This window comes from Sinomicrobium endophyticum (genome assembly GCF_052983315.1).
In genome coordinates this window covers 66,844-84,067 of record NZ_JBRKIS010000020.1, presented here as the reverse complement: position 1 = coordinate 84,067, position 17,224 = coordinate 66,844, and the positions used below count along the sequence as shown (strand labels likewise).

At 44.5% G+C, this 17,224-nt stretch carries 15 protein-coding genes; 13 read left to right on the top strand and 2 right to left on the bottom strand.

All coding sequences use genetic code 11. The annotated features are described in order from the left end of the window. Window positions 1-98: 98 nt before the first annotated feature. The 3 genes from ACVBDU_RS06570 to ACVBDU_RS06560 all read left to right on the top strand — a co-directional run bounded on the left by ACVBDU_RS06570 (window position 99) and on the right by ACVBDU_RS06560 (window position 2,612). A complete protein-coding gene (locus ACVBDU_RS06570) occupies window positions 99-1,214 on the top strand; it encodes a Nif3-like dinuclear metal center hexameric protein (RefSeq protein ID WP_447178965.1) in 1,116 nt (371 codons plus the stop codon). 3 nt (window positions 1,215-1,217) lie between these two features. After that, complete coding sequence (locus tag ACVBDU_RS06565) at window positions 1,218-1,997, top strand: zinc ribbon domain-containing protein (protein WP_447178964.1); 780 nt, start codon at window positions 1,218-1,220, stop codon at window positions 1,995-1,997. Between the two features lie 234 nt (window positions 1,998-2,231). Beyond that, complete coding sequence (locus ACVBDU_RS06560; protein WP_447178995.1) at window positions 2,232-2,612, top strand: VOC family protein; 381 nt, start codon at window positions 2,232-2,234, stop codon at window positions 2,610-2,612. Window positions 2,613-2,770: 158 nt separating this feature from the next. Here the strand turns inward: ACVBDU_RS06560 and ACVBDU_RS06555 are convergent, their stop codons facing one another. Further along, window positions 2,771-7,639: an endonuclease gene (locus tag ACVBDU_RS06555; protein ID WP_447178963.1), complete on the bottom strand. Its 4,869-nt coding sequence runs from the start codon at window positions 7,637-7,639 to the stop codon at window positions 2,771-2,773. Window positions 7,640-8,620: 981 nt separating this feature from the next. Beyond that, complete coding sequence (locus ACVBDU_RS06550; RefSeq protein ID WP_447178962.1) at window positions 8,621-9,595, bottom strand: GlxA family transcriptional regulator; 975 nt, start codon at window positions 9,593-9,595, stop codon at window positions 8,621-8,623. Between the two features lie 431 nt (window positions 9,596-10,026). Here ACVBDU_RS06550 and ACVBDU_RS06545 point away from each other — a divergent pair, with 431 nt between their 5' ends. The 10 genes from ACVBDU_RS06545 (at window position 10,027) to ACVBDU_RS06500 (ending at window position 17,211) form a co-directional block, all read left to right on the top strand. Then, window positions 10,027-10,431 (top strand): VOC family protein, encoded by a 405-nt coding sequence (locus ACVBDU_RS06545; protein ID WP_447178961.1) that lies wholly within the window; start codon window positions 10,027-10,029, stop codon window positions 10,429-10,431. Between the two features lie 25 nt (window positions 10,432-10,456). Next, a complete protein-coding gene (locus tag ACVBDU_RS06540; RefSeq protein WP_447178960.1) occupies window positions 10,457-10,885 on the top strand; it encodes an SRPBCC family protein in 429 nt (142 codons plus the stop codon). Between the two features lie 13 nt (window positions 10,886-10,898). Further along, window positions 10,899-11,234 carry a hypothetical protein gene (locus tag ACVBDU_RS06535; RefSeq protein WP_447178959.1) on the top strand — a complete coding sequence of 112 codons (336 nt, stop codon included), beginning with the start codon at window positions 10,899-10,901 and terminating at the stop codon, window positions 11,232-11,234. Between the two features lie 59 nt (window positions 11,235-11,293). Continuing rightward, a complete protein-coding gene (locus ACVBDU_RS06530; RefSeq protein WP_447178958.1) occupies window positions 11,294-11,527 on the top strand; it encodes a hypothetical protein in 234 nt (77 codons plus the stop codon). A gap of 68 nt (window positions 11,528-11,595) precedes the next feature. Beyond that, window positions 11,596-12,489 (top strand): DUF6597 domain-containing transcriptional factor, encoded by an 894-nt coding sequence (locus ACVBDU_RS06525; RefSeq protein WP_447178957.1) that lies wholly within the window; start codon window positions 11,596-11,598, stop codon window positions 12,487-12,489. Window positions 12,490-12,505: 16 nt separating this feature from the next. After that, a complete protein-coding gene (locus ACVBDU_RS06520) occupies window positions 12,506-13,369 on the top strand; it encodes a DUF6268 family outer membrane beta-barrel protein (RefSeq protein WP_447178956.1) in 864 nt (287 codons plus the stop codon). Window positions 13,370-13,413: 44 nt separating this feature from the next. Beyond that, window positions 13,414-13,647: a hypothetical protein gene (locus ACVBDU_RS06515; protein ID WP_447178955.1), complete on the top strand. Its 234-nt coding sequence runs from the start codon at window positions 13,414-13,416 to the stop codon at window positions 13,645-13,647. Window positions 13,648-13,755: 108 nt separating this feature from the next. Then, entirely contained in the window at window positions 13,756-14,895 is a 1,140-nt protein-coding gene (locus ACVBDU_RS06510) for a M23 family metallopeptidase (protein ID WP_447178954.1), read from the top strand. 75 nt (window positions 14,896-14,970) lie between these two features. Continuing rightward, window positions 14,971-15,669, top strand: coding sequence for a lycopene cyclase domain-containing protein (locus ACVBDU_RS06505; RefSeq protein WP_447178953.1), 699 nt, complete (start codon window positions 14,971-14,973; stop codon window positions 15,667-15,669). A gap of 237 nt (window positions 15,670-15,906) precedes the next feature. Further along, the gene (locus ACVBDU_RS06500) at window positions 15,907-17,211 is read left to right on the top strand and encodes a retropepsin-like aspartic protease (RefSeq protein ID WP_447178952.1); all 1,305 of its coding nucleotides are present in this window, start codon (window positions 15,907-15,909) and stop codon (window positions 17,209-17,211) included. The last annotated feature ends 13 nt before the right edge of the window (window positions 17,212-17,224 follow it).

Below are 17,224 nucleotides of genomic sequence, written 5' to 3'. Positions count from 1 at the left end.
TTTTTCACTTCCGGATAATCCGGATTTTTCACTGTATCTTTAGAACCTGTAAATTTATACAGGAACTGCCTTATTTGTTTAACAATAAAAAGAACCACATGTACATTAAGGACGTCATAGACTGCCTGGAAGAACTTTCTCCGTTGGCCTATGCCGAAGATTTTGACAATACGGGCTTACTGGTTGGCAACCGCGACGATGAAGTAAGGGGAATACTCATTACACACGATACCCTGGAAGAAGTAGTGGACGAAGCTATAAAAAAGGACTGCAACCTCATCATAAGCTTTCATCCCATTATATTTTCGGGCCTCAAAAAACTGAATGGCTCTTCCTATGTAGAACGTACCGTAATAAAGGCCGTACAACACCATATTGCCATTCTTGCCATTCACACTGCCCTTGACAATGCTTTTAACGGTGTAAATGCCGCCCTGTGCGATGTATTGGGCCTACAAAACAGGAAGATACTGATCCCTCAGAACGGTACGGTTAAAAAACTATTGACCTTTGTTCCCGTAAACGATGCCGAACACCTTCGGGAAGCACTTTTTCAGGCAGGAGCAGGCACTATAGGCAATTATAACAACTGCAGTTTTAACCTGGAAGGAACGGGAACTTTTCAGGGCGATGAAAACAGCAATCCTGTAATAGGGGAACGCGGAGTAACCCGTTACGAACCCGAAATGCAAATCGGGGTAACCTTTCCGAAACACCTGGAAAGCCGCGTGCTAAAAGCACTTTTCGCCAACCATCCGTACGAAGAGGTGGCTTATGAAATTACTACCCTCGAAAACTACAACCAGCACATAGGTATCGGTATGATCGGGGAACTGCCCGAGCCAGTGGGAGACAAAGACTTTTTACTTCGTATCAAGGAGAAAATGGAACTGGCCTGTATTCGCCATTCCGGACTGTTGCACAAAAAAATCCGGAAAATAGCAGTGCTGGGCGGAAGCGGTGCTTTTGCCATTTCACATGCCAAAAACTCGGGAGCAGACCTTTTTATTACGGGAGATGTTAAATATCACGAGTTTTACCAGGCCGAAAAACAAATGATTATCGCTGATATCGGGCACTATGAGAGCGAACAATATACAAAAAATCTTTTGTTTGAGCATCTTACGAAAAAAATTCTTAATTTTGCACCTGCCTTACCAGAGGGTAGGGTGGTTTTATCAGAATGCAATACAAATTCGATCAAGTATTTATAACCTATGGCAAAAAAAACCGAAGCTACTGTAGAAGAGAAATTAAGAGCCTTGTATGATCTGCAGTTAATTGACTCCAGAATTGATGAAATAGCCAACGTGAGAGGAGAACTCCCTCTGGAGGTTGAGGACCTGGAAGACGAAGTCGAAGGACTGAGGACACGGTTAGAGAAACTGGGAGCAGAACAGGAAACCCTCACCCAGGAAATTGCCAACAAGAAAAACGCTATCGAAGAATCCAAGGGGCTGATCAAAAAATACACGGAGCAACAGAAAAATGTTCGTAACAACCGGGAATTTAACTCCCTGAGCAAAGAAATGGAATTCCAGGAACTGGAAATCCAGCTTTCTGAAAAGCAAATCAAGGAATTCAAGGTACAGATCGAACAGAAAAAAGAGGTGATCACCGAAACCAAAGAACGTCTTAAGGAACGGGAGAGCCACCTGAAACACAAAAAAGGAGAACTCGATGCCATCCTTTCCGAAACCGAAAAAGAGGAAAACACCCTGAAGGAAAAATCCAATGAATTCCAGGAACTTATCGATGACAGACTGGTAAAAGCATATAAGCGCATTCGTGAAAATGTGAAAAACGGACTTGCCGTAGTAGCTATTGAAAGAGGCGCCTCCGGAGGTTCTTTCTTTACCATCCCGCCACAGGTACAAATGGAAATCGCTGCACGGAAAAAGATCATAACCGATGAGCACAGCGGACGTATCCTCGTAGATCCGGCCTTGGCCGATGAGGAAAAAACCAAAATGGAAGAGCTGTTCCAGTCTCTGTAGAGGTAATACAATATTTTAGATTAAAAAAGGCTGAGAGTTTAAACTTTCAGCCTTTTTTCGTTTCTTTTGTCGCTTTTGTCCGTTTTTTACTATCGCAGGAAAACGGTTATATGCAACTTTGCAGTGTAACAAATCATCAGAAACATGAAAACTACACTGACATTATTAGGTATTATCTTTTTTATTACAACTATTAACGCACAAAACCATTCCGTTATGAGCACCAAACACAAAATGAAGTTAAACGCGGGTATAATAACCGAAAAACTCGCTGAAACAAAAAAATTTTATACGGAAGTACTCGGGTTCGGAGTAACTTTTGAAAATGATTTTTATCTCCTGTTGCATACTCCGGATGAAGAATCGGAGATCAGTTTCCTGATGCCGGAACACAGCTCACAACAACCTCTTTTCCAGCCTGCCTTTGCCGGGCAAGGCGTCTACTTTACCATTGAGGTTGATGATGTGGACCAAATACACCGGGAACTAAAAGAAAAAAATATCCCCATAGCCATAGAATTAAGGGATGAACCCTGGGGAGACCGGCATTTTGCTATAAAAGACCCGAATGGTGTAGGCATAGACATCGTCCGGTATCACGCTCCGGAAGAATAGAAAGCTTCCCCCGGGTCAATTGCGCCGGGATACGAGGTATTCAAACGAACAAACCTCAGCTCTTTTTGACACAGAGCATCGGAAAATTAAAAAGACAAAAATCCCCGGTAACCGAAAATACGGCCGCCGGGGATTATATTCTTTCTTCTGTAATCTACTTACAATTTCAGTATTTTCTGCGTTACGGCAGCCCCTCCTTCCGCAGGTACTATTTTACAGATATAAATCCCTCTCCGGAAACCGGAAAGGTTAAGACTTATTTTATTATTACCTGCATTCAGGGATTTTGATTCGGAATATACCTGGTTTCCGTTCCGGTCGTAAAGCTGTACTACTGCCGAAGATTCCATATTGCTGTTCAACACCACACACGTATTTCGCAATACCGGGTTGGGAAATATAAACACATCCGATATTTCAGGGCCTCCGGAATTACCACAGGAGCCCAGTGTAGCGCCTAACCTGAGTAATTGTTCCGCAGCTATTTCCGGTAAACAAAGTGTTTTTCCCTTGTAGCATATCCGGATTTTATTGAAAAAACGATCGTTCCCACATCGTATGTCTTCCGCCTCTATAGTTATCTCCTGTGAGGCAGAACAACCGCCTGCATCCGTTACCGTAAGGGTATATACCGTAGTTTCTTCGGGACTCACGGCAATACCGGCTTCCGTGTCGCCCGTGCTCCACAAATAGGTATATTCCCCGGCTCCGCCCGAAACGGTCGCTGTCAGCACTGCAGATTCGGCCGGCCCGTACCCCGGATATACTTTTGTATCTCCTTCCAGGGTTATGACCATAGCTTCCGGTTGCGTGATTTCCACTTCGGCGGATATTTCCGTTCCGGAAGCGTCTTGTATCACCACCGAATATTCACCTGCGGTAAGACCATCCACAGCGGCTGTGTTTCCTCCATTGCTCCAGGTATAGGTATACGGAGGTATCCCCCCGGAAACTTCTACAAAAGCCGTACCGTCACTTTCCCCGTAACAACTGGCATGCGTAACTTCCGTCCCCGTGAGGACGAAGGTGGAATGCATACGGAAACGCGCCGACACCGGGAAGTGATCGGAAGTAGTATTGGTATAATTACTGCTGTAAAATTCGTATCCTACCCTGGCCGATCCCTCGATAAAACCGCTTTCCAGTTCATTGGAGATCATGATATGATCTATCATATTTTCCCGGAATACATAAGAGCGGAAATTCTGAGCGCTAAGTGTAGAGGATACCACATGGTAATTCGCCGCATCGTTTACATATGCCTCATAAGTGGTTATTGTCGTATTAACGCCGTCGGCTACAGTTTCATCCACATCATCGTTAAAGTCTCCGAGAACGATCAGGTTAGCATCGGCATACATAGCATCCAGGCTGTCCTTCAACACTTCCACGTCATATTTTCGCATATCGTATCTGGACTGCGAGCCACTGCTGCTGTTTGCCCTGGCATGAAGTGCTATAAAGTGTATTTCTTCCGTCACCCCTTCAATAGTTACGTTGGCTTTCATAAGATAAGGAAGGCGCCCGCTGGCAAAGAAACGGGTAGGATCGTCCGGATACCCGGTCAGAGCGCTGTCATCCCCTCCGTTATAATAAGGATGTATGGTGGCAAGTAAAGGTTTGGTCTCTACAGGACTAACTACCGATGTCCTGTAAATAAATCCTACCTTTTGTTTTACTCCGCTATCGTTAGGATAGGATGTATAATCGGACAATACGTAATCATAACCGTCCATTTCCGTTACCATCTGTGCAAAAAGGACGTCATCGGATATTTCTTCTACCGCAATAACATCGGCATCCAATGCCCCGATGATCGCTTTAACGCTGTCTTTCTGAATCTGGTCCGAGTCCGGGTTTCCGGCAGGCGGAGCGTTGGCTTCATCGCCAAACCACTCAATATTCCAGGTCACTACGTCCAGTGTCTGATCTTTAGGTATATCCAGATCATCCCCTTTCGGAATATATTCTTCCGCGCAAGCGATATCTGTTCGCATTCTGGGCAATAATTGATAAATATCCCGGAACCTTCCTACCACACCAATGATCTCCTCACAGCTATCCGGTTGTGCCAATCCTACTATACTCTCCACATCATTATCAATACGTAATTCTCCCGTACCTTCGGTATCGGTAAGCATGTAATTGGAGTTGCCGAACAACATATCGCCCGGAACGGGGAATGTAACCCCGCTTATCCGTACCAGTTCCCCGGGGTGATCTCCCATTTCCGCCAGGCGGATCACAACGGGTTCTATAGGATTATTTGCCGGTCCGTGCCCGGTAACCACCGTAACCGTACTTATCTGAACCTGGTCGTTAAAAGCACTTCGTGTTCCGGTGAGTGTTATGGAGTCTCCTATCTGGAAAGTTCCGTCGCCATGAACAGACTGGTCAAACACCGCTATACCTCCGGTGGTATCCTGAATATATGCCGATCCCGCAAACTGATCGGACACCGTGAGTACCCCGGAAATGGTAACGATAGTTCCGTCCGATGCGTTTCTGGCTTCTATAATAGTTACCGGTTCCGTAGGTTCCGCTATTTCGCCATTAGCGGTTCCCGGTGTGGGTATTGCGGGTACATAGGTTGATGTATTCCGCGCTCCTCCCGAACCGTTGGGCATACGTTGCAGGGAATGATTGTCCTTATCTCCCTCTCCCCCTTCGTTAACCTGGGGTTCTCCGGGGTTCAGCAAAGTCAGCAACCCTTCGTCATCCGCATCATTCGTATCGTATACAATGGCGTCCAGAAGGTTATCCGTAGTCAACGGGGTGCCATGGGGAAAATCAGTTGCCGTACCCGCATATAACGCTACCGCATCGGCACCGTTCTGAAGGGTATTCCCAGGGAAGATAATCGATACATTCGGCACATCTTCATTCCCCAAAACAAAATATCCTTCTGCATTGGTACTGTGTCCGGTAAGATCAAAAGCAGCATAGCTCTGGTCATTGGAACCGTTATAAAAAACCACTACCATACCGTCCAGGGAAGTATTTCCCGTTCCGCCGTCATACAACTCCACAAACTCCATGGTATCCACGCTCGGAGTATCGGAATCGATCTCATTTATCCATATATTTTCCGTTCCCGGGTTTGCACTTCCGTTAACTGTTCCGGGAGTAGGCAAAGCCGCAACATATGCAGATGTATTCCGTGCGCCTCCCGAACCGTTGGGCATCCGTTGCAGGGAATGGTTGTCTTTATCTCCCCCTCCCGCTTCATCTACCTGGGGTTCTCCGGGGTTCAGCAAGGTCAGTAGTTCTTCATCATCCGCATCATTGGTGTCATACACGATGGCATCCAGAAGGTTATCCGTGGTTAACGGGGTGCCATTGGGAAAATCGGCTGCAGTTCCATCGTACAAGGCCACTGCATCGGCACCATTCTGAAGGGTATTCCCCGGGAAGATAATCGATACATTCGGCACGTCCTCATTTCCCAATACAAAATATCCTTCTGCATTGGTACTGTGTCCGGTAAGATCAAAAGCAGCATAGCTCTGGTCATTGGAACCGTTGTAGAACACCACTACCATACCGTCCAGGGAAGTGTTCCCCGTTCCGCCGTCATACAACTCCACAAACTCCATGGTGTCTACCCCCGGGGTATCGGAATCTATTTCGTTGATAAGAACTCCTGTCCGGTTATCATTATCACTGCTGTTGGCTGTTCCCGGTGTAGGCGTGGCCGTTGTATAGGCAGACGTATTCCGTGCACCGCCGGCACCATCGGGCATACGCTGGAGGGAATGATTGTCTTTATCGCCTCCTCCCGCCTCATCTACCTGAGGTTCTCCGGGGTTCAGTAAGGTCAGCAGTTCTTCGTCATCCGCGTCATTCGTATCATACACAATGGCATCCAGAAGGTTATCCGTGGTTAACGGGGTACCATTGGGAAAATCGGCTGCAGTACCATCATACAAGGCTACCGCATCGGCGCCGTTCTGAAGGGTATTTCCCGGAAAAATAACGGAGACGTTCGGTACATCCTCATTTCCCAACACAAAATATCCTTCCGCGTTGGTGCTGTACCCGGTAAGGTCGAAAGCAGCATAACTCTGATCATTGGCGCCGTTATAAAGCACTACTACCATACCATCCAGGGAAGTATTCCCCGTTCCCCCGTCATAGAGTTCTATAAATTCCATCGTATCCACGCCCGGCGTATCGGAATCTATTTCGTTGATAAGGATATTGGCTGTGGGCGTAGGAACCGGATTGTTACCAAAACGATTTTCCGCCTGGGGGCCACCCCAAACAGAAGTAGCAAAAGCAGGGTTGTCAATAAACGGGTTGCGATTCCCTTGTAAGTTTTCCAGTATATTATTCCGGTTTATTTCGTATTGCGAAACCGGGTCCTGGGCATTCCATTCCAGGAAAATATCCATCATTTCACTGCTGTAGGTCTGTGGTCCCGTTCCTACGGCAGAAGGCAGACAGCGGTTTCCGTACCGCAGGTACATATACATTACCATCCGGGCAACATCGCCTTTCCATTCGTCACCGGGATACCAGGAATTACTCACTCTTCGGGCATTACCACTGGCATCGGCAAAAGGAAGATTACCCCTGTCGGAATTAAATCCGACGTCGGAGGCCCGCAGGTGGTGTGCATCCGATCCGGGTCCGGAAGTGCCGAGATTAGGATTCCCCAATGATTTGGCAAACACGTGTTCGCGGTTCCAATCTCCCGTATTCCCGCCGTTACTGTCCTTGTCCCGTGTCCGGTCCGTCTTTATATTACCGTCATTATCATTATAGCCGTAAAACAGCAATACATTTCCCGGGTTATCCGGATCGAGATCGGTTTGTTTCAGTGCTTCCCATACCCCGGGGGTATAACTGAGTTCCGTGGTATGAGTTTGTGTAATCAGGGCGGCAAGTTCTGTTTTCAGAGTATTGCCTGTTTTGGTAATATCTGTCCCGTTGTAGTAAGCGGGCACCTGTGCGAACAGTAAAAAAACAGGGCACACAAGCATTACAAAGAGGATAGATAATCTGGCAGCGTAGAGTTTCATCATATTTAATGTTTTTTTAACATTATCAAAACTACTAATAATATCCTAAAACCTTGTCCCGTAACGTGAGGTTTATCTTTAAAATAACATTCGCTTTACACTATCTTATCGGGTTGTTCTACAGAGATTCCCGTAAGGTTATGGTGTAAACCTCTATCCAATCTGTACCAGACAACCAACACCAGTACCCCGGGGCGCTCCAAACTAAATAGTTTTTACCTTTCCGGTTCCCCGGGCTTTTTCTGCCGGAGGGATTTTAGCCCGCGGAGGGCACACATATCCCGGATGCTCCTTTGATAAACTACTCCCCCTGATTTTTCAGGTATGACAGCTAAAGTTTTAGGTCTAAAACCTAAACGATAAGCCCGAAAGGCCTGGTTTTTAACCGGGGATCACAACGGTTTACCTCAAAAGAGGTAAAGTTGGCCCGAAACCAGGTTCCGTTTAGGTAAATCGACCTCCCGTTTAGGTAAAAACATGTCCCGTTTAGCCAAAATGATCTCCCATTTAGGTTAAACGGCTTTCTTTTTAGACGATATGACAAAGAAGAACAGTGTTTTAGCTAAAATCTTCCTTGTTTTACTTAAAAATATCTTCATTTGATCTAAAAGCATCTGTTTTTCACCTAAACGCATCCTTATTTTGACCTAATACTGTTGTATTTTCACTAAAAGCAACTATTTCACATCTAAACAGTGCTGTTTTTAGGGTAAAAAGATATTGAGTTATACAATCAACTACCTCGGGGCAATCCCGATATTATCGGGACACGAGGTATTCAAACGAGCAAACCTTAGCTCATTTCGATACAGAGCCCTTCGATAAACTCAGGACAGGCGTTGGGGAATAAGACCCATTGAATGGGATTTAATTTCTCTACAATACTTTGTGCAACTCTCTGTGCCTGCTTTGTGAGTCTCTGTGATAAAATAAGCCCCGTGACAGGGAAAACCACAGGCGTTGGCGGGCACTGCCCTATTGCTTTTACGCGTTTAACACCACCCCCTTGAACTTCTCGCGATAAGCCACAGGTGTGGTCCCCGTGTTTTTCTTAAACAGCTTGCGGAATGATTTTTCATCCCGGTACCCTACATCCAGCATAATTTCCATAATGTTTTTATTGGTCTGTTCCAGCATTTTTTTAGCGGCTTCCAAACGGATTTTCTGAAGGTAAACTATAGGGGTTACCCCTGTTGCCTTCTTAAAACGCCTGACCATATTCCGCCGGCTGGAGGGCACTTCGTTGACTATTTCCTCTATAGTTTGTATTTCCGGGTACATCTCATTAATGTACTGTTCGATCCCCTTTACCAGTTCATCTCCGTGATCCCGGTTGGGAGTAAACGTACCGTAACAGGCCTGTTGTTCCCGGTCCATGTCTATGGCAAACATCTTGGAAATATAAATAGCCGTCTCTACCCCGCAATATTTTTTGATGAGATGCAGCATCAGGTGAAAGCTGTTGGTGGCCCCTCCGCTGGTATATACCCCGCCATCTTCGGTAAGTATTTCCCGGGCCTGCAGCAACACATTCGGAAAGCTGTTGGCAAAAGCCGTAGAGGCATTGATATGTGTAGTAGCCTTCCTTCCGTTCAACAATCCCGATGCTCCTAAGAGGAAGGCCCCGGTACAAAAACTGGCGATCTCCACACCCTGCCTGTGCTGTTCGTGCAACCATAATATGATATCCCGGTTATCCCCGATCAGTGTCCTGATATCTTCCGAAGCAAAGGCCGGGATCAGCACCAGGTCCGTACGGTCTACGCCGGTTACGGGTTTTGTCGTAAATTCGCTATACCGGTCTTTATGATTTTCATCCGTGCCGTAAAGCAATTGAATGTCAAAAAAAGGAGCTTCTCCCGCTTCCGTGAAATACCGGTTTACCGACTGGAAAACATCCAGCATGGCGGCCACACTGAGCAGGCGGTGATGGGAGGTCAATAAAATAGATAATTCCATTGGGATATATTGGTTTTTATATAGATGATTTTCGGATGTAAGGTTTTACCTGTATTTTTTCAGTACATGACATTTTTTTATTTCCATTAACATCGTATGTATTACCACAAGGCAAAACGCATCTTGACCTTTGGTGTTCGGGTATATGGGTGGATGTTAATAACTCGTACACTCGACCACTGGCATACTCGTATGATGAAATTAATTTTTGTCATGTACTAAACTGTATTTTATAAGTGGCAACCCTTCTTAACTGTAATACAAACATTTAAACTACAAGGACTTATTTTTAAGAATATCATACAAAACAAGCCTTTAAAGATACAATTTTGTCCCGAATCCCCCTATAAAATGGCCTTATAAACTCCTGAAAAAGCGATATAATAACTTAATTTAGCGCTAAAGTCAAACCTGTATTAATTTAAATTATTATGGAATTAAGACCTTATTTAAAGTTTTCGGGCACCTGTGAAGAAGCTATGTCACGGTACCGGGAAATTCTTGGCGGAGAAATTACCCTGTATCGTTATTCCGAAGCTCCCATGGAGGTGCCGGAAAATTACAGGAACAAAATACTACATGCCGAATTTGTATTTGACGGCAACACCCTGCTGGCCTGTGATGATTTTCCCGGACAACAGCTAACCGATTCCGGGGCTGTATCACTGACCCTGGAATTCAAGGATAAAGAACAGGCCGAAAACATATTTGTAAAACTTGCGGATGCAGGTACCGTAATTATGCCTTTTGAAAAACAATTCTGGAATACGTATTATGGACAGGTTACAGATAAGTTTGGTAAATCATGGATGGTGAACTGTCCGGTAGACCAATAAAAAAACAAACTACATAAACTCAGCTATGGCAAATATAGAACACATCAATTACATTAAAGCACCCGTTTCCGAAGTGTATACCGCACTCACCACCGAAAAAGGATTGTCCGAAGTGTGGACACAGAAACTGAAGGTAAAACCGGAAGAAGGCCATATCAACGAATTTGATTTTGACGACGGCTACGCAACCAAAATGCAAGTAGAGCATCTAAAGGAGCACAGCAAGATCGTGTGGAATTGTGTGGAATCCGATCCGGAGTGGGTAGGCACTTCAGTGGTATTTAACCTTACCGAAAAAGATGGCGTTACCACCGTGGTGCTGAAACATACGGACTGGAGAAAAGTGACGGAATTCTACCGCTGGTGCAACTATAACTGGGGAATGTTCCTCCTCAGCCTGAAAGAATATTGTGAAGACGGAAAAGGCTTACCGTTCCAGGAACGCAAATTTTAAAAAACCGCCTGCTATGCCCATAGCCCATTGTTTTGTAAAGCGAAAGGATATCCCGCAAACTCTGCTGGATTCTGTGGTCAGGGAATGGGGCATGCGTATCGGGGTAGCAGAAAAGGATATATGCGTAAACCTGGTCAGCGATTTTATACAGGGCGGGAAGTCCTTTGAGGTTATGGTAAACCTCTACCTTCCCACCCTGTGGGCCGAAGAAGATATTCTTAACATACAACAAAACCTGCTGGAAATCCTGTCGGAAAACCTTCGTGTCGGGAAGAAAGACATTTTTATTATGACTTCCATGATCCGGCCGGGCCATGTTGTGGAAGACGGACAAACTATCCGGTGGTAACCTGTAACATTTTTCTTAAAACCCGGACTAATGAGATATATCCCAAAAAAAGAATAACTATGCCCGTATACAATTTTGAATCTACCGTGGAAATTTTCCGGACCGATGTGCGGGATGAAATCATGGCTGACAAAGTGGTTTCCGTGCTCCTCGATAATTTTCCGGAAGCTACCATCAATTTCGATCTGGAAGATTGCGACAGGATATTGCGCATAGAGGACATCCGTATAGATACGGAAAAGGTGAAGAACATTCTGCATACCTACCATATACATGTAGAATTGATCTTTTAAAATGCTAAAAAAAGATCCAATACTATTAAGGCTATATTCCCGTTGATAGGTCAAACCCCTCTGCAAAAATGAAATACATTGAATATAAACCACATCCGGCGCTATCGGAATACGTGGAATGTTTCTGGAGTACGGACGTGACCAACACCATCTCTCCCCGGGACATAGAATCGTTTATCCCCGACGGAAACATAGAACTGGTATTTAATTTCGGTGATCCCCATACGGAAGTAAAAAACGGCAAAAAAGAATGTGTTAAAGATTCCCACATTTCCGGTATTCAAAGTAAGTCTTCACATGTTGTGCTTCCCGGAAGACTTAAATATTTCTGCGTAAGGTTTAAACCCGGCGGGGCATTCCCTTTTTTGGGTATTCCTGCTCATCTCTTTGCCAACAAAAATTATCCCCTGGATATTTTGCTTGGAAAGGAGTATCTCTTTCTGGAAGAACAGATATTTGAAGCCCCGAACGATACGGACAGAATAAAAATTCTCGAAAACTTTTTACTAAACAAACTTTCCAGAACAGATTTTGTAAGCGATTACCGGTTTGTAAAATCCTGTATAAACAGCCTGTTTCACACCGAAAATCCTTTAAAAATAAATGATCTGGGCAAATTACACAGAACCAATTACAAAACCATCGAACGAAAATTTAAAAAGATCTTAGGACTGAATCCCTCCGAACTGCTAAAGATCAAACGGATCAACAATGTCGTCTGGTATATGCATAATGCTGAAAATATTCCTTTAACGGAAGCGGCCTATGCATGCGGATACTACGACCAATCTCATTTTATCCGCGAATTTAAGCAGGTAACCGATCTGACGCCACGGGAATTCCGAAAAAAACAATTTGCACTGGTATATACCACAGAACAAATCCTCTTCTCCTGTCGCACTGTTGTCGAAATTGTACAATTCCTGCAGGTCACCGATTCCTATGTTTGTCTGAAAAATTAATAAAACAGACAAATTCATGAAAAAACTTATCGCGGTAGCCTTATTAACAGGTTTTAATTTTGGCTACGCACAGCAGGAAGACGGGCTGTCCGTCTCCTCTACCCTCCTTCCTGAAAACGAGGGAACACGTATACTCAAATCCGGATTTTCCTTTCAAAAAACCTTTTCCGCCAATGAAAGAGGAAATGCCCTGATGATAGGTGCATCCTATACATATTCAACTTTCAGTTTCGAAAAAAGATCCCATCCGTTTTCAACTTCCTCCCTCGAAAGATTTCATACGGCTTCCTTAAAGACAGGATGGATAAAAACATTCAATAGCAGGTGGAGATTAATGGCTGTCGTAGAACCCGGTATATCTTCCAATCTCAACGGCAATCTGCAATTCAGGGATTTTTCGCTTACCGCCTACGCAGTGGCCACACTATCTGGTAAAGACCTCACTTCTTTCTTCACGTTTGGAATGGCATATGATCTGCAACTCGGATTTCCCATTGGGGTGATTTCTTATTATAAAATAATTGACGAAAAATGGTCGTATCACTTAGGTGTTCCCAGTACTTACATTAACTACAATATAAATCGGAAGATAGCCCTTCAGCCATTTGTTAAACTGGACTGGACACTGGCCAATATCACCAAACCCATGCTCCCGGGACAGGAAAATAAAAAAAACAGGTTATCGCATATTGCAGTAGTTGGTGGACTGGGGTATCATCATCATATAGGTGATTCTTTCTCCTTGTTTGCCGAAGGCGGATACACCATTTTCAATGAAATGCAGATCCAGAATTATAAGCTGGATGATAACGCCCTTTATAATTTTGACCTGGAAAACATGTTTTACTTCAATATCGGGTTAAAATATAACCTGAACTAAAATGCTGTTAACAACCGTTTTTCAGGCAATAACATTCTGAACATATGAAAAACAACATACAGAGCAGGGTAGAGATTTTCAAGACAAACGTACAGGACGACATTACTGCGGACAGCTGCATCCTGGCATTATCCCTTCACTTTTCCCGTACCCGTTTTAACTTTGACCTGGAAGATTGTGACAGGATACTCCGGGTGGAAGGTTACCATATTGATATCGATAAAATTATTACCCTGCTGAAATCCATGCATATACATTGTTGCATGTTTACGGATTGAATTCTGTAAAAAAAGACAACCTGAAACCAAAGACAAAGTATAGTCTGTCGAAATTTAAGTATATTAGCCATTATACCCCGCGCAAAAACGGGAGATATACTTAATGCTATGACTCCACGAATAAAAGGATTATACCGGACATTGTTTATTCTATTGCCCGGTATACTTTTCGGGCAGGAATATGTACAAACCCCGGATATACGTATCGGGCACCAGCCGGAAATTGTTACCATAGCCGGGAAACCCACGGTTTACTACGAATTGCACATCACCAATTTCTCTGACAGTCCCGTACAATTCACCCGGCTGGATGTCATGGGACAACCGGACAGTATTCCTGTTTTCTCGATCACAGGTGATGAGTGGCAGCTTCGGCATAAAACGGCAGGCACGGCAGAACCTCTTCCCGATAATGTATTACCACCGGGAGGGGCCAGTGTTATTTTTATGGAATTTATCCTGCCACCCACGATAAAAAATAGAACACTAATACACAACTTTCGGTTTATACATCCGGAGAATGCCAAAACCAAACCGGTTTTCTTCACCGGTCCGGTACTTGAACCCCGGGAAACTACAGTTATCCTGGGCCCACCGCTACGTGGCGGCCCCTGGACTGCGATCTACAGCCCGGACTGGGAACGCGGGCACCGCAGGGTATTCTATACCGAAGGAGGAAAAGCGCGGATACCGGGGCGTTTTGCCATTGATTTTATGCAAACGGACAGTATGGGCAAACTTGTAAAAGGTGATGAGGACCAGGTTAAAAACTGGTACGGATATGGTGCTGATGTGCTCGCTGTAGTAGATGGTACGGTAGCATCGGCCAGAGATGATTTTACCGAAAGTGCCACTGTTTCCGGGCATCCCCGATATCCGTCGGAAAAAGCCACAGGTAATTACATTTCCCTGAAAATCGACGATAACAGGTATGTTTTCTATGAGCACCTGAAACCGGGAAGTATCCGGGTAAAAACCGGGCAAAAAGTTAAAAAAGGAGAGGTTATAGCAGCTCTCGGATTTACCGGGCAATCCACCGGCCCTCATCTGCACCTGCATGTGGCCGATGCCAACTCTCCCCTCGGTGCGGAAGGCCTTCCCTTTTTGTTTGAACACTTTTCCCTTCTTGGCTATTATACTGATTTTTCGCGCTTCGGAAAAATGCCCTGGGACCCTGCAAAAAAAGATTCGGAACAGGAAAAATACCAGGAAAGACCGGCTCCCAACACCGTTATCAGGTTTCATTAAGAAAGTGGAAAATTTCCTTATGTAAAGCAAATTTGTTAACTTTATCGATATCAAACCAACCATTATTACACCTTCATGGATCAATATATCTATTTATTCATTTCCGTTTTTTTATGTGTGCCCTGGATTATTTTCTTTCGTTCCAGGCCCGATTTAAGAAGAAAAATATGGAAAGCAAGTGTAATTGGCGGCTTTGCAGGTTTGATCGCGGAATTCTGGTATTTCCGCGACTACTGGCATCCTCCTTCCTCAGTTGGTTCTGCCACTGTTTCCCCGGAGGATTTTTTGTTCGGCTTCTTCGTTACGGGGCTGGCCGTATCTGTGTATGACGTGGTTTTCCGAAAAACCACTTCCAACGGGGAGCAACGCAGGAAAAAACACTTTGCCTTCCTTTTTCTCACTGGGGTCGGAGCCCTTTTTCTTTTTAACAACTTGCTCGGCTTCCATTCCATTTTTGTCAGTTCCGTTTCCTTTATTATCTTTTCCATAATAATGGTTATAGTCCGAAAAGACCTGTGGAGACCTTTACTGGCCTCCGGAATACTTATCCTGCTGCTCATCATTCCGATTTATGCGATCATTTTTAACCTCATGTCACCCACTTACTGGGATTCATACGGACTGTTGTCCGGAACTCCTTACGGGGCCACTATCCTGGGAAACATCCCGTTAACCGAGTTGCTGTGGTATTTCTCCTGGGGATGTATGGCAGGCATAGCCTACGATTTTGCATCGGGGAAAAAGAAAACTGCCCTATTCAGGTCTGAAAAATAAGCCGTTATACCTATAAAATTTCATTATTTTTCTGGACTTTTACCCTGTTGTCCTACTTTTTAATACAACCGCAAATGAAAATTATCTGCATTTTGTAGAGAAGACCCTAAGACTATTTAGTCTTGTGATACAAAAAAATACCGGATTATAGATCATTCAAAATTAGAAGTAATAACTGTTTGAGATTTTATCCATAATTTAGCGGACAAACCCCACTATTCACTAAAAGACAACAACATGAACACTCCCCTCCTTTCCTGTAAGTGGGCCATTGTAATCTTTTTTATTTTTTCAACGCTGACAACTTTTGCCCAGGTGGAACTTAAAAAAGACGAAGAACTCTATCTTAAAATTGATTCCCTGATCAATGCAAAAGACTATTTCCGAGCCCGGAAAATATACTCGGAAAACACGAACCGTCTCTCCCAACTCCACAGACTGAAAAGCGGATTTTTCCTGAATAATGTCTTTAACCGCCCGGATTCGTCCATCCACAAAATGAACCTTCTCCTGGGCAAACACGGCTCTGAAATTTCGGATAGCCTTAAATTCCGGTTACTTTCTATAGGGCATGTCAATTATTCGAAACTGTCCGATTATAAAAAGGCCAAAGAAACCCTGGCCTTATTACTCTCCGGGTACAAGGACTGGCTGACGGAAGAAGAAGAGGAAGATTATAAAAACACGCTGGCTATATGGTCGGCACTGGAAGGACAGCCAAAACAACGGATAGAAATAAAGAGTACCGTAAACCTGAAGATCTCCCGGGACAAAGCCCAACTTCAGAACCTGCTGGTGTCACTCGACTCGGTAGAACAGTATTTTGTCTTTGATACCGGGGCCAATCTTTCTACCATAACCGAAACAGCCGCCAAACGTTTTGGCCTCGTACTCCTGGACGGTACCATTAATGTAGATGCCATAACCGGGCACCAGATAAAATCGCGTATCGCCATTGCTCCGAAACTACATCTCGGTAGTCTCACGGTACATAATGCGGTTTTTTTGGTATTCCCGGACAACGCCCTGGCTTTTCCGCAAATAGATTACCAGATACACGGCATTATCGGTTTTCCTGTTATTGAAGGTATGAAAGAGATACAGATAACGAGTGACGACAGGTTTATCGTACCCGTAGAGCAAACTACTTTTGAAGAAAGAAACCTCGCCATAGATTTCCTCACCCCCCTCATCTACCTCAAAGATAAGACCGGGTTCGGTACGTATACCCTGGATACCGGGGCAATGAGCAGTATGCTGTACGATACCTATTATATTAAAAACGAAAAGAAACTGGACAAAGCCTATAAAGAGACGGACATTACTATCGGAGGTGCGGGAGGACTTATCACAAAAAAGGGAATGTATATTACTTTTACCCCGGAAATCCGTGAAAAGCAAGTACCTATGGATTCTATTATCGTACTGAAAGAAGCCCTGAAACCCGACAATCACTATCTGGGGAATATCGGCCAGGACCTGATCGGTAAATTTGATAAAGTAACGTTCAACTTTAACGATATGTTCATACGTTTCGACTAACCGGAACGCAATG